The sequence below is a fragment of the Streptomyces sp. NBC_01410 genome (genome assembly GCF_045040195.1).
Lineage (GTDB): Bacteria > Actinomycetota > Actinomycetes > Streptomycetales > Streptomycetaceae > Streptomyces.
Window position 1 is genome coordinate 7,055,664 of sequence record NZ_CP109530.1, and the last position, 23,473, is coordinate 7,079,136.

General features: G+C 69.5%; 18 protein-coding genes and 1 tRNA gene. 14 read left to right on the forward strand and 5 right to left on the reverse strand.

Going from position 1 to position 23,473, the window contains the following annotated elements; genetic code table 11:
* Nucleotides 1-17: 17 nt before the first annotated feature.
* The 9 genes from OG741_RS32360 to OG741_RS32400 are packed head-to-tail and all read left to right on the forward strand — an operon-like array spanning nucleotide 18 to nucleotide 12,012.
* Entirely contained in the window at nucleotides 18-3,701 is a 3,684-nt protein-coding gene (locus OG741_RS32360; RefSeq protein ID WP_405603629.1) for a ThuA domain-containing protein, read from the forward strand.
* Complete coding sequence (locus OG741_RS32365) at nucleotides 3,643-4,914, forward strand: inositol-3-phosphate synthase (RefSeq protein ID WP_405603631.1); 1,272 nt, start codon at nucleotides 3,643-3,645, stop codon at nucleotides 4,912-4,914. Before OG741_RS32360 ends, OG741_RS32365 begins: the two co-directional genes overlap by 59 nt.
* Nucleotides 4,911-5,975, forward strand: a complete 1,065-nt coding sequence (locus tag OG741_RS32370; RefSeq protein WP_405603632.1) for an SCO3242 family prenyltransferase — start codon at nucleotides 4,911-4,913, stop codon at nucleotides 5,973-5,975. The genes OG741_RS32365 and OG741_RS32370 overlap by 4 nt, the downstream gene beginning before the upstream one ends.
* Nucleotides 5,972-6,841, forward strand: a complete 870-nt coding sequence (locus tag OG741_RS32375; RefSeq protein WP_405603633.1) for a sugar phosphate isomerase/epimerase family protein — start codon at nucleotides 5,972-5,974, stop codon at nucleotides 6,839-6,841. The genes OG741_RS32370 and OG741_RS32375 overlap by 4 nt, the downstream gene beginning before the upstream one ends.
* Nucleotides 6,838-7,503 carry an EboA domain-containing protein gene (locus tag OG741_RS32380; protein ID WP_405603634.1) on the forward strand — a complete coding sequence of 222 codons (666 nt, stop codon included), beginning with the start codon at nucleotides 6,838-6,840 and terminating at the stop codon, nucleotides 7,501-7,503. Before OG741_RS32375 ends, OG741_RS32380 begins: the two co-directional genes overlap by 4 nt.
* Complete coding sequence (locus OG741_RS32385) at nucleotides 7,503-8,351, forward strand: TatD family hydrolase (RefSeq protein ID WP_405603636.1); 849 nt, start codon at nucleotides 7,503-7,505, stop codon at nucleotides 8,349-8,351. The genes OG741_RS32380 and OG741_RS32385 overlap by 1 nt, the downstream gene beginning before the upstream one ends.
* Before the next feature lie 12 nt (nucleotides 8,352-8,363).
* The gene (gene eboE, locus OG741_RS32390) at nucleotides 8,364-9,533 is read left to right on the forward strand and encodes a metabolite traffic protein EboE (RefSeq protein ID WP_405603638.1); all 1,170 of its coding nucleotides are present in this window, start codon (nucleotides 8,364-8,366) and stop codon (nucleotides 9,531-9,533) included.
* Nucleotides 9,530-10,924 (forward strand): nucleotide pyrophosphatase/phosphodiesterase family protein, encoded by a 1,395-nt coding sequence (locus OG741_RS32395; protein WP_405603639.1) that lies wholly within the window; start codon nucleotides 9,530-9,532, stop codon nucleotides 10,922-10,924. The genes eboE and OG741_RS32395 overlap by 4 nt, the downstream gene beginning before the upstream one ends.
* Before the next feature lie 47 nt (nucleotides 10,925-10,971).
* A complete protein-coding gene (locus tag OG741_RS32400; protein WP_405603640.1) occupies nucleotides 10,972-12,012 on the forward strand; it encodes a sugar phosphate isomerase/epimerase family protein in 1,041 nt (346 codons plus the stop codon).
* A 37-nt stretch (nucleotides 12,013-12,049) separates the two neighbouring features.
* Here OG741_RS32400 and helR read toward each other — a convergent pair whose 3' ends face one another.
* On the reverse strand, nucleotides 12,050-14,212 hold the full coding sequence (gene helR, locus OG741_RS32405; RefSeq protein WP_405603641.1) for an RNA polymerase recycling motor ATPase HelR: 2,163 nt from the start codon (nucleotides 14,210-14,212) through the stop codon (nucleotides 12,050-12,052).
* Between the two features lie 597 nt (nucleotides 14,213-14,809).
* On the opposite strand from helR, the gene OG741_RS32410 reads away from it, so the two are divergent.
* Entirely contained in the window at nucleotides 14,810-16,369 is a 1,560-nt protein-coding gene (locus tag OG741_RS32410) for an aldehyde dehydrogenase family protein (protein ID WP_405603642.1), read from the forward strand.
* Between the two features lie 52 nt (nucleotides 16,370-16,421).
* Here OG741_RS32410 and OG741_RS32415 read toward each other — a convergent pair whose 3' ends face one another.
* The gene (locus OG741_RS32415; RefSeq protein WP_405603643.1) at nucleotides 16,422-17,726 is read right to left on the reverse strand and encodes a DUF2254 domain-containing protein; all 1,305 of its coding nucleotides are present in this window, start codon (nucleotides 17,724-17,726) and stop codon (nucleotides 16,422-16,424) included.
* Nucleotides 17,727-17,911: 185 nt separating this feature from the next.
* Between OG741_RS32415 and OG741_RS32420 the strand changes: the two genes are divergently transcribed.
* Nucleotides 17,912-17,996: transfer RNA gene (locus tag OG741_RS32420), tRNA-Leu, on the forward strand.
* A 183-nt stretch (nucleotides 17,997-18,179) separates the two neighbouring features.
* Entirely contained in the window at nucleotides 18,180-18,869 is a 690-nt protein-coding gene (locus OG741_RS32425; RefSeq protein WP_405603644.1) for a TetR/AcrR family transcriptional regulator, read from the forward strand.
* Nucleotides 18,870-19,005: 136 nt separating this feature from the next.
* Here OG741_RS32425 and OG741_RS32430 read toward each other — a convergent pair whose 3' ends face one another.
* Nucleotides 19,006-19,359 carry a DUF805 domain-containing protein gene (locus OG741_RS32430; protein ID WP_405603646.1) on the reverse strand — a complete coding sequence of 118 codons (354 nt, stop codon included), beginning with the start codon at nucleotides 19,357-19,359 and terminating at the stop codon, nucleotides 19,006-19,008.
* Nucleotides 19,360-19,581: 222 nt separating this feature from the next.
* Entirely contained in the window at nucleotides 19,582-21,411 is a 1,830-nt protein-coding gene (locus OG741_RS32435; protein ID WP_405603647.1) for an AMP-dependent synthetase/ligase, read from the reverse strand.
* Nucleotides 21,412-21,671: 260 nt separating this feature from the next.
* Between OG741_RS32435 and OG741_RS32440 the strand changes: the two genes are divergently transcribed.
* Nucleotides 21,672-22,493 (forward strand): helix-turn-helix domain-containing protein, encoded by an 822-nt coding sequence (locus OG741_RS32440; protein WP_405603648.1) that lies wholly within the window; start codon nucleotides 21,672-21,674, stop codon nucleotides 22,491-22,493.
* The gene (locus tag OG741_RS32445) at nucleotides 22,490-22,675 is read left to right on the forward strand and encodes a DUF397 domain-containing protein (RefSeq protein WP_266483226.1); all 186 of its coding nucleotides are present in this window, start codon (nucleotides 22,490-22,492) and stop codon (nucleotides 22,673-22,675) included. Before OG741_RS32440 ends, OG741_RS32445 begins: the two co-directional genes overlap by 4 nt.
* Here the strand turns inward: OG741_RS32445 and OG741_RS32450 are convergent.
* Nucleotides 22,633-23,454, reverse strand: coding sequence for a CDP-alcohol phosphatidyltransferase family protein (locus tag OG741_RS32450; RefSeq protein WP_405603649.1), 822 nt, complete (start codon nucleotides 23,452-23,454; stop codon nucleotides 22,633-22,635). The genes OG741_RS32445 and OG741_RS32450 overlap by 43 nt on opposite strands.
* Between the last annotated feature and the right edge of the window lie 19 nt (nucleotides 23,455-23,473).

The following is a 23,473-nucleotide window of genomic DNA, read 5'->3' on the forward strand; positions in this document are numbered from 1 at the left end:
TATCCCGGAGGACATTCGTGCACAGGAAACTGCACAGAGCCCGCAAGGCACTCGCACTCCTCACCGGCGGCCTTCTCGCCGCCGGCTCGCTCGCCCTCACCGCGCCGCAGGCCGCACCCGCCGCCGACGCAGCCCCGGCCGCCGAGGAATTCCAGCAGGTCACCCTCGCCAAGGGCGTTGAGGAGACCGGCGAACCCATGTCGCTGGCGGTCCTTCCCGACCGCAGCGTGCTGCACACCTCCCGCAACGGCGAGCTGAGGATGACCGACAGCGCGGGCAACACCCGCGTCGTCGGCACCATCCCCGTCTACTCGCACGACGAGGAAGGCCTCCAAGGCATCGGTCTCGACCCCGAGTTCGGCGAGAACCGCTTCGTCTACCTCTACTACGCGCCCCCGCTGAGCACCCCCGCGGGCGATGCCCCCAATGAGGGCACCGCCGAGGACTTCGCGAAGTTCGACGGCGTCAACCGGCTCTCGCGCTTCGTCCTCAAGGCGGACGGAACCCTCGACAACGCCAGCGAGAAGAAGATCATCGACATTCCCGCGACCCGTGGCATCTGCTGCCACGTCGGCGGCGACATCGACTTCGACGCGCAGGGCAACCTCTATCTGTCGACCGGCGACGACTCCAACCCCTTCGCCTCAGACGGATACACCCCGATCGACGAACGCCCAGGACGCAACCCCGCGTACGACGCACGCCGCACCTCGGGGAACACCGACGACCTGCGCGGCAAGATCCTGCGGATCAAGGTCAATGACGACGCGAGCTACTCCGTCCCCGACGGCAACCTCTTCGCGCCGGGGACGGCCAAGACCCGGCCCGAGATCTACGCCATGGGCTTCCGCAACCCCTTCCGGTTCAGCGTCGACAAGAAGTCCGGCACCGTCTACGTCGGCGACTACGGCCCCGACGCGGGCGCGGCCGACCCCAAGCGGGGCCCCGGTGGCCAGGTCGAGTTCGCCCGGATCACCAAGCCCGGCAACTTCGGCTGGCCCTTCTGCACCGGCAAGAACGACCCATACGTCGACTACGACTTCGCGAGCAAGACATCCGGAGCCACCTTCGACTGCGGGGTCCCCAAGAACGAGTCGCCGTACAACACCGGCCTGGTCGACCTGCCGCCCGCGCAGCCGGCCTGGATTCCCTACGACGGCAGTTCCGTCCCGGAGTTCGGCACCGGCTCCGAGTCCCCGATGGGCGGGCCCGTCTACCGCTACGACGCGGCGTCCACGTCCCCGGTGAAGTTCCCCGAGGCGTACGACGGAGACTTCTTCGCCGGTGAGTTCGGCCGCCGCTGGATCAAGCGGATCGAGCAGGGCGAGGACGGCGCGGTCCAGTCCATCAACCCGGTCCCGTGGACCGGCACCCAGGTCATGGACATGGCCTTCGGTCCCGATGGTGCGCTGTACGTACTCGACTACGGCACCGCCTATTTCGGCGGCGACAAGAACTCCGCCCTCTACCGCATCGAGAACGCGACCGGTGGACGCTCGCCAGTAGCCCAGGCGGCCGCCACCAAGACCTCCGGCCAGGCACCGCTGCGGGTCGGCTTCTCCTCGGCAGGCACCTCGGACGCCGACGGCGACGCGCTCACCTACGCCTGGGACTTCGGCGACGGCGGCACCTCCACCGACGCCAACCCCACGTACACGTACAAGAAGAACGGCACCTACACCGCGACCGTCACCGCCAAGGACCCCGGCGGCCGCACCGGCTCCGCGAGCGTCCATGTCGTGGTCGGCAACACCGCGCCCAAGGTGGTCCTGCAACTCCCCGTCGAGGGCCAGCTGTTCAGCTTCGGCGACGAGATCCCCTTCAAGGTCGCGGTCACCGACCCGGAGGACGGGACCGTCGACTGCGCGAAGGTCAAGGTGACATACGTCCTCGGCCATGACAGCCACGGCCACCCCGTCACCTCGGCCCACGGCTGCACCGGCACCATCAAGACCTCCGCCGACGGCGGACACGACCCCAACGCCAATATCTTCGGGGTCTTCGACGCCGAGTACACCGACGGCGGTGGCGGCGGCCAGGCCCCGCTCACCAGCCACGACCAGTCGCAGCTCCAGCCCCGTCACCGACAGGCCGAGCACTTCACCACCTCCTCGGGCATCAAGCTCTACGACAAGGCCACCGCCCACGGCGGCAAGACGGTCGGCGACATCGACAACGGCGACTGGATCGCCTTCAAGCCGTACAACCTGACCGGCTCCACCAAGCTCACCGCCCGGATCTCCTCGGGCGGAGCGGGCGGCTTCCTGGAGGTGCGCACCGGATCGGCGAGCGGTCCGATCCTCGGTTCCGCACCCGTGCCGGTCACCGGCAGCTGGGAGACCTTCCAGGACGTCGACATCCCGCTGCGGGCCGTACCGAGGAAGACCACCGAACTGTTCCTGGCGTTCAAGGGCGGACAGGGAGCGCTGTACGACGTGGACGACTTCGAGCTCTCCAACACGCCCGTCGACCGGACCGCCAAGCGTGTCCTGGTCTTCTCCAAGACCGCCGGCTTCCGCCACGACTCCATCCCGACGGGCATCGCGGCGCTCAAGGAACTCGGCGCGAGCAGCAACATCACGGTGGACGCCACCGAGGAGGCGGCCCAGTTCACCGCCGGCAACCTCGCCCGCTACGACGCCGTGGTGTTCCTGTCCACCACGGGGGATGTCCTGGGCGCCGACCAGCAGAAGGCGTTCGAGAACTATGTGGCCGCAGGCGGCGGCTACATGGGCGTGCACGCCGCGGCCGACACCGAGTACGACTGGGCGTTCTACGGCGGGCTCGTCGGCGCGTACTTCCAGTCGCACCCGCAGATCCAGCCCGCGACCGTGCGGGTCGAGGACCACACCCATCCCTCGACCAGCCATCTCGACGACGCCTGGGAGCGCACCGACGAGTGGTACAACTACCGCACCAACCCCCGTGCACAGGCACGGATCCTCGCCACCCTCGACGAAACCACCTACCAGGGCGGCACCATGAAGGGCGACCACCCGATCGCCTGGTGCCAGACCTACGAGGGCGGCCGCGCCTTCTACACCGGAGGCGGTCACACCAAGGAGTCGTACGCCGAACCGGCCTTCCGACAGCACCTGCTCGGCGGACTGCGCTACGCCACGGGACAGGTCACGGCCGACTGCAGGCCGAAGACCGGATACCGGCCGATCTTCAACGGCAGGACCCTGGATGGCTGGAAGCAGGCGGGGCCCGGAAAGTTCACTGTCGTCGACGGTGAACTGCGCACCGAGGGCGGCATGGGCATGCTCTGGTACCAGGCCAAGGAGCTGACGTCCTACTCGCTCAAGCTCGACTGGAAGCTGGACGGCGACGACAACTCCGGAGTCTTCGTGGGCTTCCCGGCCTCCGACGACCCCTGGTCGGCGGTGAACAACGGCTACGAGGTGCAGATCGACGCGACCGACGCACCCGACCGCACGACAGGCGCCGTCTACGGCTTCAAGTCTGCCGACCTCGCGGCCCGCGACCGTGTCCTGCGACCGCCCGGCCAGTGGAACAGCTACGAACTCCGGGTGCAGGGGGAGCGGCTGCAGGTCTTCCTCAACGGCGTGAAGATCAACGACTTCACCAACGCCGACCCTGCCCGCAGCCTCAAGGACGGCTATATCGGCCTCCAGAATCATGGCGCCGACGATCAGGTGTCCTTCCGCGACATCCAACTCAGGGAGCTGCCCTCATAGGCGTCCCCCGAGACGACGGCGGGCGGGGAGGCGCCGTACCCCCCGCCCGCCGTCCCCACCACACCGAGAGGCAGGGAGGCAGCCCGTGACTAACGGGAATGACCGCACGACACGCACCGGAGTCTGGTTCGTGGGAGCGCGTGGTTCCGTGGCCACCACGGCCGTCGCGGGGTGCGCCGCGATCGCTGCCGGACTGCATCCCCCGAACGGCATGGTCACGGAGACCGGGCCGTTCGCCGGATCGGGGCTGCCTCCCCTGTCGTCGCTGGTCTTCGGCGGCCACGACATCGCCCACGGCCCGCTGCCCAAGCGGGCCGAGGCCCTTGCGGCCGGGGGAGTGCTGCCGCACGGGCTGACCGCTGCCGTACGAGGTGAACTGGCCGCCGCGGACGCGGAGATACGCCCCGGTGGGCCGCAGTCCGGCGACGCGCGGACCGACGAGGAACTGATCGCCGCCTTCGCCTCGGACATGAGCGACTTCCGGGACCGGCACGGGCTCGCCCGCGTCGTCGTCGTCAACGTCTCCTCCACCGAGCCGGTGCCCGAGCCCGACGCTGTACGTCTGCCGCCCAGCTCGCTCTACGCTGCCGCGGCCGTGCGGGCAGGGTGCCCCTTCGTCAACTTCACCCCCTCCACCGGGCTGCGCACCGCGGCCCTCACCGACGCCGCCGCGGCACGTGGACTTCCCCACGCGGGCCGTGACGGCAAGACGGGCCAGACGCTGCTCCGTTCCGTGCTCGCCCCGATGTTCGCGCAGCGCGCTCTGACGGTACGGGCGTGGTCGGGCACCAACCTGCTGGGCGGCGGGGACGGAGCGGCGCTGGCCGATCCGGGCGCGGCGGCCGCGAAGAACGCGGGCAAGGAGCGGGTGCTCAGCGACACCCTGGGCATCGTGCCGGAGGGCGAGGTCCATATCGACGAGGTCCCGGCACTCGGCGAGTGGAAGACGGCCTGGGACCACATCGCGTTCGAGGGTTTCCTCGGCTCGCGGATGATCCTCCAGACGATCTGGCAGGGCTGCGACTCGGCGCTCGCGGCCCCCTTGGTTCTGGATCTGGCACGGCTCGTGGCCCGCGCGCACGAGGTGGGTCTGGAGGGCCCGCTGCCTGAGCTGGGCTTCTACTTCAAGGATCCGGACGGCGGTCCGGCGGCGCTGGGGGAGCAGTTCGAGGCGCTCCTTTCCTTTGCCGATCGGTTGCGGGAGGCGCGATGACCTGGCGGGCCTGGGCGGAACTGCTGCGGGTGTCGGCGTTGTTCACGGTGCCGGGGGATGCCCTGGCGGGAGCGGCGGCGGTGGGCGTGCGACCCAATGGCCGGACCCTGCTGGCCGTCGGCAGCTCGCTGTGTCTGTACGAGGCGGGCATGGCGCTGAACGACTGGGCGGACCGGGAGGTCGATGCGGTGGAGCGCCCGCACCGGCCGATTCCGTCGGGGCGCCTCAGCGCCGGGGCTGCGCTGGGGGCGGCGGGTGCGCTGACGGGCGCGGGCCTGGTGCTGGCTTCCCGCGCGGGCCGCCCGGCTCTGGCGGTGGCGTCGGCGCTGTCGGTGACCGTCTGGTCGTACGACCTCTACTTCAAGCACACGGCGGGCGGCCCGGCGGCGATGGCGGCCGCGCGGGGGTTGGATCTGGTGCTGGGCGCGGTCGCGACGGGTTCGGGCGCGGTGCGTGGGGGTCGGCGCCCGGTGCTTGCCTCAGCTGCCGTGCTGAGCGCCCACACATATGCGGTGACATCGGTGTCGCGTCATGAGGCGCAGGGCGGATCAACTGCGGTGCCGCTTGCGGCGCTTGCGGCGACCATCGGGCTGGGCGCCCTCGCGACGAGAGGCGCGCGGGGGGCCGGGGTTCGCGCCGTACCGGAGGCTTCGGACCCCGCGCCGCGAAGCGTGCGCGGTCGGGGGCGGGGGCTGCCCCGGCTGTCCCTCTCGCCCCGGGGGTCTGGGGGCTTGCCCCCAGTCTCGGGAAGGGGCGGGGCAGGGGAGATCCCCCGCCCGTCACCCCGACCCCCCGCACCCCGGACCCCGCTTACCCCCGCCCACCTCGCCACCACCGCTCTCGCCGCCGCCTACATCCGTACCGCCGCCAAGCCCCTCCTGCACGCCGCACTCAACCCCTCCCCGCCCCTCACCCAGCGGGCCGTCGGCGGTGGCATCCGGGCCATGATCCCGCTCCAGGCGACCCTCGCCGCCCGCACCGGCGCCGGTGCCACGGCCCTCGCGGTGATGGCACTGGTCCCGCTCGCCCGCAAGCTCGCACGGAAGGTCAGCGTCACATGAACCCCGCCCCCATCCGCCTCGGCTACGGCACCAACGGCCTCACCGATCTCCGTCTCGGCGACGCCCTCGCCCTCCTCGCGGACCTCGGCTACGACGGCGTCGGTCTCACCCTCGACCATATGCACCTGGACCCGCTCGCCCCGAACCTGGCCGCCCGCACCAGCCAAGTGGCCGCCACATTAGGCAAGTTAGGACTGGGCGTCACCGTCGAGACCGGCGCCCGCTACGTCCTCGACCCCCGCCGCAAACACGGCCCCTCCCTCCTCGACCCGGACCCCGAGGGCCGTGCGGCCCGTACCGCGCTGCTCACCACCGCCGTGCAGGTCGCCGCCGACCTCGGCGCCCACGCCGTGCACTGCTTCAGCGGCATCACCCCCGCGGACACGACGTCCGACACGGCCTGGAAGCGGCTCGAAGAGTCACTCACCCCCGTCCTTCAGGCGGCAGCCGACGCCCGCGTCCCCCTTGCCGTCGAGCCCGAACCCGGACACCTCCTCGCCACCCTCGCCGACTTCCACCGCCTCCGCGGCATCCTCGGCGACCCCGAACCTCTTGGTCTCACCCTCGACATCGGCCACTGCCAGTGCCTCGAACCGGCCCCGCCCGCCGACTGCATACGCGACGCCGCCCCCTGGCTGCGCCATGTCCAGATCGAGGACATGCGCCGCGGCGTCCATGAACACCTCCCCTTCGGGGACGGGGAGATCGACTTCCCGCCCGTACTCGAAGCCCTCGCCGCCACCGGCTACCAGGGCCTGACTGTCGTCGAACTGCCCCGCCACTCCCACGCGGGACCCGAACTCGCCCGCGCCTCGATCGAGTTCCTCCGCTCGGGGACCCCACTGAAGGGAGCACCGACATCGTGACTCCGAGCCACAAGGAACTCGACCAGCAGCTCCCCGAGGACGCCCGCGCCTGGCTCGACGAAGCACTCGCCGAGGCCGCCGAGGCCGCCGAGGCTGCGCGCCCCGCCGCCGAAGCCGCCCGCGCCCCCGCCGAGACGACTCCGGCCGAGCCGTCCCCGTACGCCGCACCCCTCTGGGAGCTCCGCTTCGCCTCAGCCGGCCGGGCCTGTGGACAGCACTACGCCGACTCCGTACGCACCTTGCTCCTCGTCGAGGCCCGCGCCGGCAGCGCCACGCTCACCCGCCTCTACCAGCAGGGCACCGCCGCCGAACGCCGTGCCGTGCTCCTCGCCCTGCACCACCTCCTCGAAGGGCCCGTCGCCCTTCCGCTCGTCGAGGACGCACTGCGCACCAACGACACGCGGCTGGTCGGCGCCGCGGTGGGCCCGTACGCCGCCGAGCACCTCGATCCGCACGCCTGGCGGCACGCCGTCCTCAAGTGCCTGTTCACCGGTGTGCCCGTCGATGCCGTCGCCGACTTGGACAGCCGGGCCGCGGGCGACGACGAGCTGGCCAGGATGCTCGCCGACTACGCCGCCGAGCGCACCGCCGCCGGCCGCGCCGTGCCCCCCGACCTCAACCACGTGCTGACCCTGACCGGCGAGCAGTCCGAGGAGTTCTGATGCGTATCTTCGACCCCCATATCCATATGACCTCCCGTACCACCGACGACTATCAGGCGATGTACGACGCGGGTGTGCGGGCGGTGGTCGAGCCGTCCTTCTGGCTGGGCCAGCCCCGCACCTCGCCCGCCAGCTTCTTCGACTACTTCGACGCCCTGCTCGGCTGGGAGCCGTTCCGCGCATCCCAGTACGGCATTGCCCACCACTGCACGATCGCCCTCAACCCCAAGGAAGCGAACGACCCCCGCTGCACCCCCGTCCTCGATGCCCTGCCCCGTTATCTCGTCAAGGACTCCGTCGTCGCCGTCGGCGAGATCGGCTACGACTCCATGACCCCCGCCGAGGACGCCGCACTCGCCGCCCAGCTCCAGCTCGCCGCCGAGCACGGCCTGCCCGCCCTCGTCCACACCCCGCACCGCGACAAGCTCGCGGGCCTCCACCGCACGGTCGACGTCATCCGCGAATCCGCGCTGCCCACGGACCGCGTGCTGCTCGACCACCTCAATGAGACGACCGTAAAGCACGCCACTGACAGCGGCTGCTGGCTGGGCTTCTCCATCTACCCGGACACCAAGATGGACGAGGACCGGATGGTCGCGATCCTCAAGACGTACGGAACCGAGAAGGTGCTGGTCAACTCGGCCGCCGACTGGGGCAAGAGCGACCCGCTCACGACCCGCAGGGTCGGAGATGCGATGCTCGCCGCAGGCTTCACCGAGGACGACGTGGACCAGGTCCTGTGGCGCAACCCCGTCGCCTTCTACGGCCTCAGCGGCCGCCTCCAGCTCGACATCCCCGAACCGGAGTCCCTCCACGAGGGCAACTCCATCCTCCGCGGCGGGGAATGAGGAGGCCGACGCATGCGCTTCCGCCACCCCGACGGCACCACCGTCCACCTCTCCTACTGCACCAACGTCCACCCCGCGGAGACCCTCGACGGCGTCATCGCCCAACTGCGCGACCACTGCGAGCCGGTACGCAAGCGCCTCGGCCGCGACCGCCTCGGCATCGGCCTGTGGCTTGCCAAGGACGCGGCCCGCGCCCTGGTCGGCGACCCGGCGGCGCTCCGAGGACTGCGCGCCGAGCTCGACCGCCGCGGCCTGGAGGTCGTCACCCTCAACGGCTTTCCCTATGAAGGGTTCGGCGCCGAGGAGGTCAAGTACCGGGTCTACAAGCCGGACTGGGCCGATCCCGAACGGCTCGCCCACACCACCGACCTGGCCCGCCTCCTCGCCTCCCTCCTTCCCGACGATGTCACCGAGGGCAGCATTTCCACCCTGCCGCTGGCCTGGCGTACTTCCTTCGGCACTACGGCTTCCGGGGCCGCGCACACCGCACTTGTCACCCTCGCCGAGCGTCTGGACGCCTTGGAGGAGCTGACCGGGAAGTCGATACGCATCGGTCTGGAGCCGGAGCCCGGCTGCATCGTCGAGACCACCGCGGACGCGATACGTCCACTGGCCGCGATCGCGTCCCGCCGCATCGGCATCTGCATCGACACCTGCCATCTCGCAACCTCCTTCGAAGATCCGCAGACTGCCCTGGCCGCACTCACCGCGGCGGGCATCACCATCCCCAAAGCGCAGCTGTCCGCCGCGCTCCATGCCGAAGAACCCCACCTTCCCGAAGTGCGGGCGGCGTTGGCCGCCTTCGCCGAACCGCGTTTCCTGCACCAGACCCGCACCCGCACCGCCGCCGGCCTCCGCGGCACGGACGACCTGGACGAAGCCCTCGCGGGCCAGACGCTGCCCGAGGCCGCCCCCTGGCGCGCCCACTTCCATGTTCCCCTGCATGCCCGGCCCGCCCCTCCGCTCACCTCCACCCTCCCGGTGCTCCGGGACGCGCTATCCCGGCTGGTCGGCGGCCGGGTCCCGCTGACCCGGCACCTCGAGGTCGAGACCTACACCTGGCAGGCGCTGCCGCCCGAGCTGCGCCCGCGCAACCGCACCCAGCTCGCCGACGGCATCGCCGCCGAACTCGCCCTTGCCCGTGATCTGTTGACCGACCTCGGACTCAAGGAGCTGCCGTGACCGTCGCCGAACAGCCCGCGCCAACCCCCCTTCTGGTCCTGGACGTCGTCGGTCTCACCCCCCAGCTGCTGGCCCACATGCCCCACCTCCAAGCCCTCGCAGACAAGGGATCGAGCGCCCCCCTCTCCACCGTGCTGCCCGCCGTGACCTGCACCGCCCAGTCCACCTTCCTCACCGGCGCACTGCCGGCCGAACACGGCATCGTCGGCAACGGCTGGTACTTCCGCGAGCTCGGCGAGGTGCTGTTGTGGCGCCAGCACAACGGCCTGGTCGGCGGCGACAAACTCTGGGACGCCGCCCGCCGTACCCACCCCGGGTACACCGTCGCCAACATCTGCTGGTGGTACGCCATGGGCGCCGACACCGACTTCACCGTCACCCCCCGCCCCGTCTACTACGCCGACGGCCGCAAAGAACCCGACTGCTACACCCGGCCCCCGGCCCTCCACGACGAACTCACCGGCGCACTCGGCACCTTCCCCCTCTTCCACTTCTGGGGCCCCGGCGCCGACCTGGTCTCCAGTCAGTGGATCATCGACGCCACCCGGCACATCATGCGCACCCGCCACCCCGACCTGACTCTGTGCTACCTCCCCCACCTCGATTACGACCTGCAGCGCTTCGGACCGGACGACCCCCGCTCCCACCAGGCCGCCACCGACCTCGATGCCGCCCTCGCCCCCCTCCTCAACGACGCCCGGCGGGAGGGCCGCACGGTGGTCGCGCTGTCCGAGTACGGCATCACCCCCGTCAGCCGTCCCGTCGACATCAACCGCGCCCTGCGCCGCGCGGGCCTGCTCGAGGTCCACACCCAGGACGGCATGGAATACCTCGACCCGATGACCTCACGCGCCTTCGCCGTGGCCGATCACCAGCTCGCCCACATCTACGTCCGCCGCCCCGAAGACCTCGACGCCACCCGCCAAGCCCTCGCGGACCTGCCCGGCATCGAGCAACTCCTCGACGACGAGGGCAAGAAGACCCACGGCCTGGACCATCCCCGCTCCGGCGAACTCGTCGCCGTCGCCGAGCCGGATGCCTGGTTCACGTACTACTACTGGCTCGACGACACCCGCGCTCCCGACTTCGCACAGCTCGTCGAGATCCACCGCAAACCCGGCTACGACCCGGCCGAGCTGTTCATGGACCCGCTCGACCCCTACGTACGCGTCAAGGCCGCGAAGGCGATCGCCCGCAAGAAGCTCGGCATGCGCTACCGCCTCGCGGTCGTGCCCCTGGACCCCTCACCTATTCGCGGCAGCCATGGCCGCCTCCCCACGAGCGACGACGAAGGTCCGCTCATTGTGTGCTCCACCCCCCGCGCTGTGACCGGCCGCGTGAAAGCGACCGAAGTGAAGTCCCTGCTGCTTCACCTCGCTGGATTCCACTGAAGCAGACGCCACTGACAACCAGGCACGGACATCAAGGAGTTATCCACATGAGCCGCTCCACCACGAACAGCGACCCCGAACTCGCTCACAGGCTCAGCAGACGCGGCATGCTCGGCGTCGCCGCCGGCGCGACCGCCGCCGCCCTCATCGGCGCCGCGGGCCCGGCCGCCGCCGCCCCGACGACGACAGCCGCCGCCCCCGGCCGGGGCCGCCCCGTTCTTCCCCCCGGCCGTCTCGGCACCCAGCTCTACTCCCTCCGCGACAAGGTCTCCACGCTCGGCTTCGCACCGGTCTTCGCCGAGCTGGAGCGCTACGGCTACGACGAGATCGAGTTCGCCGGCTACACCCAGGGCTCCGCGGGCCCCATCACGCTCGCCCAGTTGAAGCAGCTCGCCTGTGACCACGGCCTGAACCCCATCGGCAGCCACGTCGGCTACTACTCGGGCGACCCGAACGCCTACACCTTCGCGCAGAACCTGACCAAGGTCCTCGACGACGCCCAGGCCCTCGGCCTCAAGCACATAGGCACCGCCTCGGGCCCCTTCCGCTACGGCGCCACCGTCGACGCCTGGAAGCGGGCCGCCGAGGAGTTCAACACCTATGGAGCCGCCGCCCGCGCCCGCGGCATGAAGTTCTACCAGCACAACCACGCGGAGGAGTTCTCCTTCGCCACCGACCAGCCGAACGTCCGCCTCTACGACGTTCTGCTCGCCGAGACCGACCCCGAGCTGGTCCACCTGGAGATGGACATCTACTGGGCCTACGTGGGCCAGTTCCGCTTCAGCAAGCGCGTCGACGGCACGCCCGCCCCTTTCGACCCCCTGCGTTATGTGCTGAAGCAGCCCCACCGCTACCCGCTCTTCCATGTCAAGGACGGCGTCCACGACGAAGCCGCCCGCGACGGCTACCGGATGGTGGACGTCGGGGACGGCGACATCGACTACAAGCGCTTCATCTCCTCGGTGAACAAGACCCAGGGCGGCTACCGCGAGCACCACTGGCAGACCGAACACGACAACCCTGTCGAGTCGTTCGCGTTCGCCCGCAAGTCCAGCGAGCACCTCCACTCACTGCGCGAGAACTGCTAGAGCAGGCGAAGGCCCGCCGCCTCCACCAGGCGGCGGGTCACCGGCTCGTGAGGATGACGAGTTGCTGGGTCGCTCGGGTCATCGCGACATAGCGGTCGACCGCTCCTTCGATGCCCTTGCCGAACGCCTCTGGGTCGACCAGGACGACCAGGTCGAACTCGAGCCCCTTCGACAGGTCCGGGGTCAGCGACCGGACGCGGGACGTCGCCCGGAACGTGCCCTCTCCGATGTCACCAGTGCCGATGACACAGGCGATCCCGTCGGCATGTGCGGCGAGCCAATTGTCGAGGATCGAGTCCAGATCCGCAACAGATCCGTGTGCGACGGGGACGTCGCTGCTACGGATGGAGGTCGGCACATTGGCGTCCGGGAGCACGGCTCGGATGACCGGCTCGGCTTCCGCCATGACCTCTTCCGGCGTCCGGTAGTTGATGCTCAGGGAGGCCAGGTCGATCCGGTCGAGCCCGATCCGCTCGAGCCGTTCCTGCCACGACTCCGTGAACCCGTGCCTGGCCTGGGCGCGGTCCCCGACAATGGTGAAGCTCCGGGACGGGCAGCGGAGCAGCAGCATCTGCCACTCTGCGTCGGTCAGTTCCTGCGCCTCGTCCACGACGACGTGCGCGAACGGGCCGGCGAGCAGGTCCGGTTCGGTGCCGGGCAGTGCGGTCTCGTCGATCAGGGCGTCCTTCAGGTCCTGTCCGCGCAGCATCGTCACCGCACCCTCACCGTCGGCATCGGCCTCCAGAAGGTTGTCGATGACGCCCGCCCTGCGCTCGCGTTCGGCGGCGACAGCGGCGTCGTGCCGCCGCTTGCGCCGCGACGCCTCCGGGTCGCCGAGCCGCTGCCGTGCCGCGTCCAGGAGCGGCAGGTCGGACACCGTCCATGCCTGGGCGTCCGTGCGCCGCAGCTTGCGGACGTCATCGGGGCCGAGCCAGGGAGCACACATCCGCAGGTAGGCGGGTACCGACCACAGGTCTCCGACGAGGTCGGCCGCTTCGAGCAGCGGCCACGCGCTGTTGAGGGTCGTGACCAGCTCGTTGTTCCGCAGCAGCGACTTGCGGAACAGGTCGGGCGGGACATCGCCGTCGTGCTTGTCCATCAGGATTGTGACCAGCTCCTCCCAGATCTGGTCGCGTGCCTCGTTGTGCGGAGTACCTGCTCCTGGCGCCTCGAACGCCACGGCCCACTCGTCGGCGCTCAGCCAGATGTCGGACCAGTCGGTCGTGACCGTCATCCCCTTGGTGGGCGGCTCCTCGTAGAACCTGACAGCCTTCTCGATCGCCTTCACCATGTCCGCGGACGACTTCAGGAGAGCCACGTCCGGGTCGGTCTCGCTCGCTGCTGCGGCTCCCTCAGCGACGAGGTCACTCAGGATGCAGGTCTGCACGCCCTCCTCGCCGAGGCTGGGGAGGACGTCGGCGACGTACGCCAGGTAGGGCCGGTGCGGTCCGACGAAGAGCACGCCGCCCCGGCGGTGGCCGAGGTGAGGGTCGGAGTAGAGGAGGTAGGCGGAGCGGTGCAGCGCGACGACGGTCTTCCCCGTACCCGGACCGCCGTCTACGACGAGAGCGCCGCGGGATCCCGCGCGGATGATGGCGTCCTGGTCGGCCTGGATGGTGCCCAGCACGTCACGCATCCGGGGCGACCGGTTGCTGCCCAGGGTGGCGATGAAGGCGGACTGGTCGTCGAGCGCGGCGTGCCCGGCAAACCCGTCCGAGGTGAACACCTCGTCCCAGTAGTCGCTGATCCGGCCGCGGGTCCAGCGGTACCTGCGGCGGCTTGTCAGCCCCATCGGGTTGGCGTGGGTGGCTCCGAAGAACGGCTCGGCAGCGGGGGAGCGCCAGTCGATCAGCAGCCGACGGCCCGTGCTGTCGGTGAGGCCGAGCCGTCCGACGTACACGGGCTCGGGGTCGTCCGCGCCGACCATGTGTCCGAGGCACAGGTCGAGACCGAAGCGCCGCAGTGTGCGCAGGCGAGCGGTCAGGCGGTGGATCTCCATGTCCCGGTCCATCGCCTGCTGGCCTACGCCGCCTGGCGCCTTGCGCGTGGCCTCTAGGCGGTCGGACAGTTCGGCGATCGACTGCTCGAGGCACTCGGCGACGGCCGCGAAGTGCTGCTCGTCGCCGCCGATCAGCGTCGGGTCGGCCTTGGTGGACAGGCGGTCGGGAAGGTCGAACGCGCTGGTGGTCAGAGGGTTCATGCCATCAGCTCCGATCCGAGGTAGATCCCGCGAAGTCCGGCCGCGCACACCCGCACGCCGCCGCCGAGTGTCCGCGACCGCAGCGCGGGTCCCACCACTGGCTCGACGTCGCCGCACGACCTATGAACCGACAACAACAAACGCACTTTGTGAATCTCCCATTTCCGCAGGTCCTGGCCCTAGGCCAGCGATTCTGCGGCACGACCGGGGCCTTGCCGCAAGCCCCCCGGTGCGCTATATGTTGAGAGTGGAAAGGAGTGGGTACTCCCCTTTCCCTTGATCGTCCGCTCTGGACGGACAACCTCCGCGCGAAGCGGCGACGCGCCACGGCCGCGGTTTCTGCTGACTGTCAACTCATGTACGAGCCCGGGGACATAGGTTTCTCGTCCGCCGTCGGCATCTGCGGCGACCCGGTTGTCGGCACAGGGCCGCGCGGTCGCGTTGACGTCCCGCTGACGTCGTGACGCGGTCGCGTTGACGCAGTCCCGCACTCCGTGGTCCCGTTGGCGTCGCCGCCCAATGACGCCGAGTGCGTGCCACACACTCATGGCCCACCGTCCGGCCCCTCCCGCCCCCTTTCGAGCGGAGACCACCTTCATGGCACCCACCCTCACCGCAGCATCCACCCTCATCCTCAAGCCCGGCACCGCCTGGTCCGACGCCTGGCAGCGCGCTCTCGCCGTCGCCCCCGAGGCCTTCCGGGACGAGCGCGTGCTCAACCTCTGGTCCGCGCAGTGGCAGGCCGACGGCAGCGCCCTGTCCGCCACCAGCCCCGTCGACGGCAGCCCCATCGCCGGGCCGCCGCGCCTGGACGCCGAGACCGCCCAGCAGGCGGTACGCGCCTCGCTCGACCAGCACCGCGCCTGGCGGCACGTCCCCCTCGAAGAGCGCAGGGCCCGCGTCGGTGCCGCGCTCGACGCCCTCACCGAACACCGCGAGCTGCTCGCCCTGTTGCTGGTCTGGGAGATCGGCAAGCCGTGGCGGCTCGCCCAGGCCGACGTCGACCGTGCGATCGACGGAGTCCGCTGGTACGTCGACGGCATCGAGCCGATGCTTCAGGGCCGCACCCCGCTGCCCGGCCCTGTCTCCAACATCGCCAGCTGGAACTACCCGATGTCCGTACTGGTTCACGCCATGCTGGTGCAGGCACTGGCGGGCAACGCGGTCATCGCCAAGACCCCGACCGACGGCGGCGTCGCCTGCCTCACCCTGGCCTCCGCGCTCGCCGCCCGCGAGGGCATCCCGATCACTTTGGTCAGCGGCAGCGGCGGCCAGCTCTCCGAAGCGCTGGTCCGCTCCCCGGAGATCGGCTGCGTCTCCTTCGTCGGCGGCCGCGACACCGGGGCCCGTATCGCCACCGCGGTCGCCGACCTCGGCAAGCGGCACATCCTGGAGCAGGAGGGCCTGAACACCTGGGGCCTGTGGAACTTCAGTGACTGGGACTCACTGACCGCCGTGATCCCCAAGCTCTTCGACTACGGCAAGCAGCGCTGCACCGCATACCCGCGATTCGTCGTCCAGCGCGAGCTGTTCGCCGACTTCCTGGCGGCCTACCTGCCCGCCGTACGCTCCATCCGTACGGGACACCCCCTGGCCGTCGAGAAGGCCGCCGACCCGCTGCCGAACCTCGACTTCGGCCCGCTGATCAACGCGGCGAAGGCCAAGGAACTGGGCGACCAGGTCGCCGAGGCGATCGACCGCGGGGCTGTGCCGCTGCACCGGGGCACGCTGTCCGACGGCGCGTTCCTCTCCGGCCAGGACACCTCGGCGTACGTCCCGCCGGTGACGCTCCTGGGCCCGCCGCCGTCCTCGCCGCTGCACCACGCGGAGCCGTTCGGCCCGGTCGACACGATCGTCCTCGTCGACACAGAGGCCGAACTGCTCGCCGCTATGAACGCCTCCAACGGCGCGCTCGTGGCGACCCTGTCGACGGACGACCCGGAGACGTACGAGCGTCTGTCTCCGCAGATCCGTGCCTTCAAGGTCGGCCAGGGCAAGCCCCGCTCGCGCGGCGACCGCGACGAACTCTTCGGCGGCTTCGGGGCGTCGTGGCGCGGTGCCTTCGTCGGCGGCGAACTGCTGGTGCGGGCCGTGACCGACGGCCCGGCGGGGGAGCGGCTGCCGGGCAACTTCCCCGACTACCACCTGATGCCGTAAGTCCGTAATGCCGTAAGTCCGTAATGCCGTAAGTCCGTGATGCCGTGATGCCTCAGCCGATCCCCTGGCGGTCGGGCAGGAGCGCGAACTCCCGCTCGGCCGCCTCGGGCACGGCCCGCTCCACCGCCTGAACCAGCAGTGCACGATGCCTGATCAACGGCTCCTTCCGCTCCCCGGGCGCGATCAGCAGCAGATCGTCGATCCCGGCCAACAGCCGTCGGCTCACCTGAGGATTGCCCGCCGAGTGCAGCCGTACCTCGGCGAGCGCGAGATCCACGAGATCCGTCCACCCGGGCACGTCCTGCACCAGCCGCACCTCGCCGTTGCCGTCCCGGTGGTGCACCGCCCCGAGAGGTTTCCTCGCCACCACGGTCAGGAACTGCACGATCCGGTCCAGACACTGCACGGCGGTCGTCGGATCGTTCACGGCGGCCGACAGGGCGCGCAGCGCGATGTCCGACAACTGCCGCAGCCCGAACCCGAGATCCTGGTGAAAGGTCCGCTCGACCCCCACGGACACGGTGTAACTCAACGCACGCCGCGAGAGCTCCCCCGTCCCGTGCACCGCCAGCATCGGCGTCCCCGGCACGACGAAGTCCCCGATCCGGGGGATCAGCCGCAGCACGACCCCCTGCCGCCTCGCGATCCGTACGAGCCGCGCGACATTCACATCCCGCAGCACCCCGGCCCGACCGTTGTACGGAACCCACGCGCTCTCCGCCGCGAGCGGTGCCGGTTCCCGCTCCCCGCCCGGCTGTCTCACCACCGCGTGCATGGCCTCCCGGGCGATGCGGTCAACGACGGGTCCGACCTGCATCAGCCGCAGCATCGACGTCACAAAGGCGATGAAGAGCAGCATGCTCAGCCCGACCATCACCATGGTCAGCACGCCCTGCACGAACGGCACCGAGGTGACGAGGCGCGGATCTGTCTTGCTCTCGAACGACGTCAGTACAAGCAGCGACAGCAGAAACGTCGCCAGGAACACCGAAAAGGTGGCCTTGGTGATCCGGCTCCGTACGAAGATCCTCACCACGCGGGGGGTGAGCTGCCCGCTCGCCATCTGGACGGCCACCAGCGAGATGCTGAAGACGACGCCGATGAAGGTCATCATCGCCGAGCTGATCGTGGTGACGATCGTCTTGGCATCATTGGCGAGCTCGATGAGATCCTCGATGATCTCGTACTCCTGCTGGTCCTGCAGTGACGAGATGATCTCCGCATCCAGCTCCGCGGCCGCACCCCACAGCACGAGGACGCAGACCAGCCCGGCGGTCGGCGCGAACCAGAAGGTGTCCCGCAGATGCTCGCGCAGTTGCGAGAGGACGCGGGGTCGTCGATAGCTGCGATCACTCACGGAGCCGACGGTAGCGTTACGTTGCGCAGGCGTACGGGTACACGCGGTAGCTGTGCCTGGTGGGTGCGGGAAACGGGCTCTGATCGAGCCCCCGGCACCCCACTGACCACCGGATATACAGGTGAGGGGCGCTTCAAACCCCTGGTATTGTTGTCCCTGTCGCCGCGGGAGACCGCGGTCACCTTGTCCGGGTGGCGGAATGGCAGACGCGCTAGCTTGAGGTGCTAGTGCCCTTTATCGGGCGTGGGGGTTCAAGTCCCCCCTCGGACACAAACAAACAAACAAACAATGACGAGGGCCGCGACCTTAGGGTTGCGGCCCTCGTTGCATGTTCTCCCTGCCGCAAGGGCAGCCAGGTCCGTGGCTGAGCGCATAGTCACTAATATGGATGGCCAGTGTGTGGTCACGGGAGTACGGGCTCTGCGGTTCGGGGCCTGTGGTGGAGGAGACAGGATGTCGGTCGCGGAGCGCTCCGGTTTGTCCCATGCGGAAGAGGCGCGTGATGCCCGGCTCGAGGACGAGTCGCCGGCGCTGTGGGGGCACGGCTTCAGTGAGGTGGGCCAGAGCATGCTCACCTCGGCGGTGCGATGCTTCGCGGCGAAGGGCTTCCAGGCCACCAGGACGAGAGACATCACGGCGGGCGCCAAGTTGAGCCCTGCCTCGCTGTACGTCCATTTCGCCTCGAAGGAGGACGTGCTGTTCACGATCTCCCGGGTCGGACACGAGCGAGCCCTCGCGGCACTTCAGGGCCCCGAGGCCCCGGACACGGCGGCGCATCTCCGGTCGGTCTTCTCGCGATTCGTGGCCTGGCACGCCCGCCACCATGTCGCCGGCCGGGTCAACCAGTACGAGATGTTCTCCCTCACTCCGGAGCACTACGAGGAGGTGCTCAGCATCCGGCAGCAGACCACCGAAGTGTTCCGGAAGGCAGTCCTCCGGGGCATCGCGGACGGTTCCTTCGTGAAGGTCGACGTGAACCGGGTCGTGCGGGCAATGCTGTCCCTGGCGGTCGACCTCGTCCGCTGGTACCGGCTCGACGGTCCGGACTCGCCCGAGCAACTTGGGGAGTTCTACGCAGAGTTGGCCCTCGGCATGGTGACAAACCCCGCCATCGCGCAGGCTTCTGGCACGTCCCAGGCCTAACACATTGAATGTGGGGCGCACCGTCTAGTACCGCCCACAACGACGATTGCCCGTCAGCCGTGGGCTGACGGGCAATCGAGCGGACGGTGAGGCCACCGGGCGGCAGGGAGCGGTCCCGCCGGCCGGGGTGTCAGCGTCAGAAGGCCGCGACGGCCTTCGGGTCCGGGCCGTGCGCGTTGTCGTGCGGCTTGCCCTCGGTCGCCAGGAAGACGATCAGGATGATGAAGCCAACCAGCGGGATCGCCCCGATGAGGATCCACCAGCCCGAGCGGTCCGTGTCGTGCAGTCGGCGGATCGTGACGCCGAGGCTCGGGAGGAACACGCCGACCACGTAGATCAGCTGGAGGAAGCTGGTGCCCAGCACCCGGTCGAGGACCAGCAGCACGAGGCTGATGACGACGCTGAAAAGGGTGAACATCCAGTATTCCTGCCGGCGCGCACGCCCGCTGAATACCGCATATTTCTTGAGTACATCCACGTACCAGTTCACTGCGTCCCCCCAAAGGACCGCGATGGGGCCTGTCCTCTTGGAGCAAGCCGGTGCGCAGAAAGTAGTGGCTTGAAGTGAGCGGGTCAAACCGTTACCTGTGACGATTGATCAGCAGCGTGAGCGGCGGCTCCTTCGGTTCCGGTGAGCCGACCCCCAGCGCACGATGCTGACTGGTTTCGTTCGCTCCGGAACTGAGGTCGCTCGACTGACGCCACACCCGCCTCAGCGCGTGTACAGCGCGTCGATGTCCGCCGCGTACGCCCCTGTAATCGCTCGCCGCTTGAGCTTCAGCGTCGGCGTCATCAGGCCGTCGTCCTGACTGAACTCGTTCGGCAGGATCCGGAAGGCCCGGATGGATTCCGCCCTCGAGACCCGGGTGTTCGCCCGCGAGATCGCCCGCTGGATCTGGGCCCGGAGCTCCTCGTCGTCCGTCATCGCCGAGACGTCCGCCGGCTGTTTGCCCCTGAGGTTCTGCCAGTGCGCCAGTGCCTCGGGGTCCACCGTGATCAGGGCCGCGATGTAGGGCTGGTCGTCGCCCACGACCAGGCACTGCGAGATCAGCGGGTGGTGGCGCAGCTGTTCCTCCAGGGGGAGGGGGGCCACGCTCTTGCCGCCGCTGGTGATGATGATGTCCTTCTTGCGGCCCGTGATGACGAGGTAGCCCTCGTCGTCGAGATGGCCCATGTCGCCGGTGGCGAACCAGCCGTCGCGCAGGACCGCCTCGGTGGCCTTGGGGTTGTTGAGGTATCCGGCGAAGACCGTGTCGCCGCGGACCCATACCTCGCCGTCGTCCGCGATGTGTACCGCGGAGCCGGGGATCGGACGGCCCACGGTGCCGAAGCGGACCGCTCCCGGGGGCTGGGCCGTGATCGCGCCGGAGGTTTCGGTGAGGCCGTAGCCGTCGTAGACCGTGATACCCGTGCCCGCGAAGAAGAGCCCCAGTTCCCTGCGGAGCGTGGAGCCGCCGGAGACCGCGTTGCGGACCTGGCTGCCCAGGACGGCGCGCAGTTTGCTGTACACCAGGCGGTCGTACACCGAGTGCAGGACCTTCAGCGACGGGCTCGGGCCGTGGCCCGTACCGATGGCGTGGCGTTCCGCGGCTTCGGCGTAGCGCACCGCGACGGCGGCAGCCTTGTCGAAGAGGCTGACGTGGCCCGCGTCCTCGGCGGCGCGGCGGGCCTTGTGGAAGATCTTCTCGAAGATGTACGGGACGGCGAACAGGAACGTCGGCCGGAAGGTTGCCAGGGCCGGGAGCAGCGTCTCGGGTGTCAGATCGGGCTGGTGCCCGAGCCGGATGCCGCCGCGCAGACAGCAGACGACGACCGCCAGCCCGTAAATGTGTGCGACGGGAAGGAAGTTGAGGATCGACGGCTGCACCCCGGGCTCGGCGAGGATCCCGCCCCAGCCTTCGAGGAGGATGTCGCACTCCGCCGCCAGATTGGCGTGCGTGATGAGGCAGCCCTTGGGGGTGGCGGTGGTGCCGGAGGTGTAGCTGATCGCGGCGACCTGGTCGGACATCACGGCGGCGCGGTGACGGTGGATCAGTTCGTCGTCCACGTCGATGCCCTGGCCCATCAGGCCATCGACACAGCCCAGGTCCATCTGCCAGATCGCGAACAGCGGCGACTCGGTGTCAGTCGCCGCCGCCACCGTCATCGCATGGTTCTCGTGCTCGACCACGATGGCCCGGACCTGGGCGTCGTACAGGATCCAGCGCACCTGCTCGATCGACGACGTGGGGTAGACGGGAACGATCTCGACGCCGACGGACCACAGGGCGTACGCCAGAATCGTCCACTCGTAGCGGGTACGGGACATGAGCGCGACCCGGTCGCCGAAGCGGATTCCGTTGGCCAGGAATCCCTTGGCCACGGCCATCACGTCGTCGCGGAACTGCTGCGCGCTGACCGGTTCCCAGGTCTCCGGCCGGATGCCGGTCAGTCGGGAGAGCTGCACCAGGGAGGGGTCGCGTTCGGCGGTCTCGTACACCGAGTCGGCGAGGCCGCCTGACCGAAGCCGTTCGGTACGGAGGGGAGGAACGTTTCCTTGCATATCGCCCTTCCCTTCCCCATGTTGGGGCGCCGCGCTGTGCAACATAGGGAGCGAAAGGTACATGCAGGGAGTAGTTGCTGCCTAGCTTTCGGACACATCGGCAGGTGGCGCTCTGCGCCAGGGCCTTGCGTGGGCGGCTGCCCGTACGCAGGCGCGCTGTACGACCTCACCCTCTGGACGGTACGAGTAACCCAACGTGAACATGGGGTCGTTGTACAGGTGCAACGAGTGCGACAAGCGCGACAAGGGGGTCGCCACCCATGGCGAACAGCAGTGCACCCGAACAGTCCGACAGCCTCAAGGCATTCGGAGCCGTCCTCAAGGTCTTCCGTGAACGGGCCTCGCTCACGCAGGAGCAACTCGCGCCGCTGGTCTGCTATTCGCATGCGTGCGTTGCCTCGATCGAGCAGGGGCGGCGCATGCCGCCCGGTGATTTCGTCGAGCGGGCGGAGGAGGCACTGGACTCGTTCGGCGTGCTGCGGGCGGTGGCCCAGCATGTGTCGCGGCGGCCCGGTTTGGCCGCGTGGTTCCGGCTGTGGGCGCAGCTGGAGTCCGCGGCCGTCAGCCTTTGCACGTACGAATGCCGGGTGATGCCCGGTCTGTTGCAGACCGAGGCGTACGCGCGTGCCGTGATGCTCAACGTCCCGCCGCCGCCCACCGAGGCGGAGGTCGTGGAGCGGATCGCCGCGCGCATGGAGCGGCAGGAGCTGTTGACCCGTACGCCACCGATCGCGTTCAGCTTCATCGTCGAGGAGTCGGTGCTGCTGCGGCACACCGGTGGTGAGAGCGTCACACGGGAACTCCTGGACCACCTCATCGCCTGCGCCGAGTTGTGGAACGTCGAGCTGCAGATCATGCCGCTGCGACAGCCGTATCACGCTGGTACGGACGGCCCGATGCAGCTTCTCGAGACACCGGACAACAAGTGGCTGGGCTACTCGGAGGGCCAGCAGACCGGGCAGCTGAACTCTGGCCCGAAAGACGTCAGCCTGATGCAGATGCGCTATGCCAAGATGCGCTCACAGGCCCTGTCCCCGGCGGACTCGGCGGAGCTGTTGCAGCGGATGCGAGGAGCGCTATGAGCACCAACGACAAGCTGGACTGGTTCAAGAGCAGCTACAGCGGTTCCCAGGGTGACAGCTGCGTAGAGGTCGCCTGCCGACCGGACGCCGTCCACGTCCGTGACTCCAAGGAGAAGGACGGGCCGCGGTTCGCGGTGTCTCAGGCTGCGTGGGTCGCATTCATCGAGTTCGCCGGAGTCTGAAGCTCCTGAGGGCGGTTGGAGGCGGGGGACAGGTCGGGCGACCGGCTGACGTCCTTAGCCGCCTCCCCGTCCCGCACCCGCCACAGCCACCTGATGTCCCGTCCGAAGGACCACATCAGCAGCGCCAGCGCCACGAAGACCGCAGCGAAGGCAGGCAGGACCGGCAGGATCCCCGCGCCCACCACCAGCAGCACGATCCCCTGGAGCGCCGCCACCGTCTTGCGGGCCGTGCTCGGCGGCAGGGATCCGTTCAGCCAGGGCAGGACCCGCGCCGCCGCGACGAAGGCGTAGCGCATGGTGCCGATCAGGAGCACCCAGGGGCCCAGGGACATGGCGACGTAGATGCTGAGCACCAGGATGAGGAACGCGTCGACCTCCATGTCGAAGCGTGCCCCAAGCGGGGACGACGTGCCGGTGTGCCGGGCGACCTTGCCGTCGACCGCGTCGAGGATCAGGGCGACCGTGGTGAGGGCGACCAGGACCGTGACCGGGGGCGGGCTTTCGAAGGAGTCCGCGACCAGCGCGGTCACCCCGCCGACGAGCGTCGCGCGGGCCAGCGTCACACGATTGGCCGGTCCGAAGGACTCGAGCCAGGAGCGGCGCAGTGCGCGGGTCAGGGCCGCCCAGGTGGCGACCCCGAAGGCCAGGCCCGTCAGCCAGCCCGCGGGCCCCAGGCCGATCACCGTGCCGAGCAGACCCAGCAGGGCGAGCTGTGCGCCCGCTCCCACGGCCGTCTCGTGCCGCAGCGGCCTCATGTCGTACGCATTGTTCAAGGCCACCGTGCGCAACCTCCGGGTG

Excerpts from the sequence above, each read along its gene's own strand:
- OG741_RS32365 (WP_405603631.1), top strand. The coding sequence starts at position 3,643 with ATGGCGCCGACGATCAGGTGTCCTTCCGCGACATCCAACTCAGGGAGC.
- OG741_RS32370 (WP_405603632.1), top strand. The coding sequence starts at position 4,911 with ATGACCTGGCGGGCCTGGGCGGAACTGCTGCGGGTGTCGGCGTTGTTC.
- OG741_RS32375 (WP_405603633.1), top strand. The coding sequence starts at position 5,972 with ATGAACCCCGCCCCCATCCGCCTCGGCTACGGCACCAACGGCCTCACC.
- OG741_RS32385 (WP_405603636.1), top strand. The coding sequence starts at position 7,503 with ATGCGTATCTTCGACCCCCATATCCATATGACCTCCCGTACCACCGAC.
- eboE (WP_405603638.1), top strand. The coding sequence starts at position 8,364 with ATGCGCTTCCGCCACCCCGACGGCACCACCGTCCACCTCTCCTACTGC.
- OG741_RS32400 (WP_405603640.1), top strand. The coding sequence starts at position 10,972 with ATGAGCCGCTCCACCACGAACAGCGACCCCGAACTCGCTCACAGGCTC.
- helR (WP_405603641.1), bottom strand. The coding sequence starts at position 14,212 with ATGAACCCTCTGACCACCAGCGCGTTCGACCTTCCCGACCGCCTGTCC.
- OG741_RS32410 (WP_405603642.1), top strand. The coding sequence starts at position 14,810 with ATGGCACCCACCCTCACCGCAGCATCCACCCTCATCCTCAAGCCCGGC.
- OG741_RS32425 (WP_405603644.1), top strand. The coding sequence starts at position 18,180 with ATGTCGGTCGCGGAGCGCTCCGGTTTGTCCCATGCGGAAGAGGCGCGT.
- OG741_RS32435 (WP_405603647.1), bottom strand. The coding sequence starts at position 21,411 with ATGCAAGGAAACGTTCCTCCCCTCCGTACCGAACGGCTTCGGTCAGGC.
- OG741_RS32440 (WP_405603648.1), top strand. The coding sequence starts at position 21,672 with ATGGCGAACAGCAGTGCACCCGAACAGTCCGACAGCCTCAAGGCATTC.
- OG741_RS32445 (WP_266483226.1), top strand. The coding sequence starts at position 22,490 with ATGAGCACCAACGACAAGCTGGACTGGTTCAAGAGCAGCTACAGCGGT.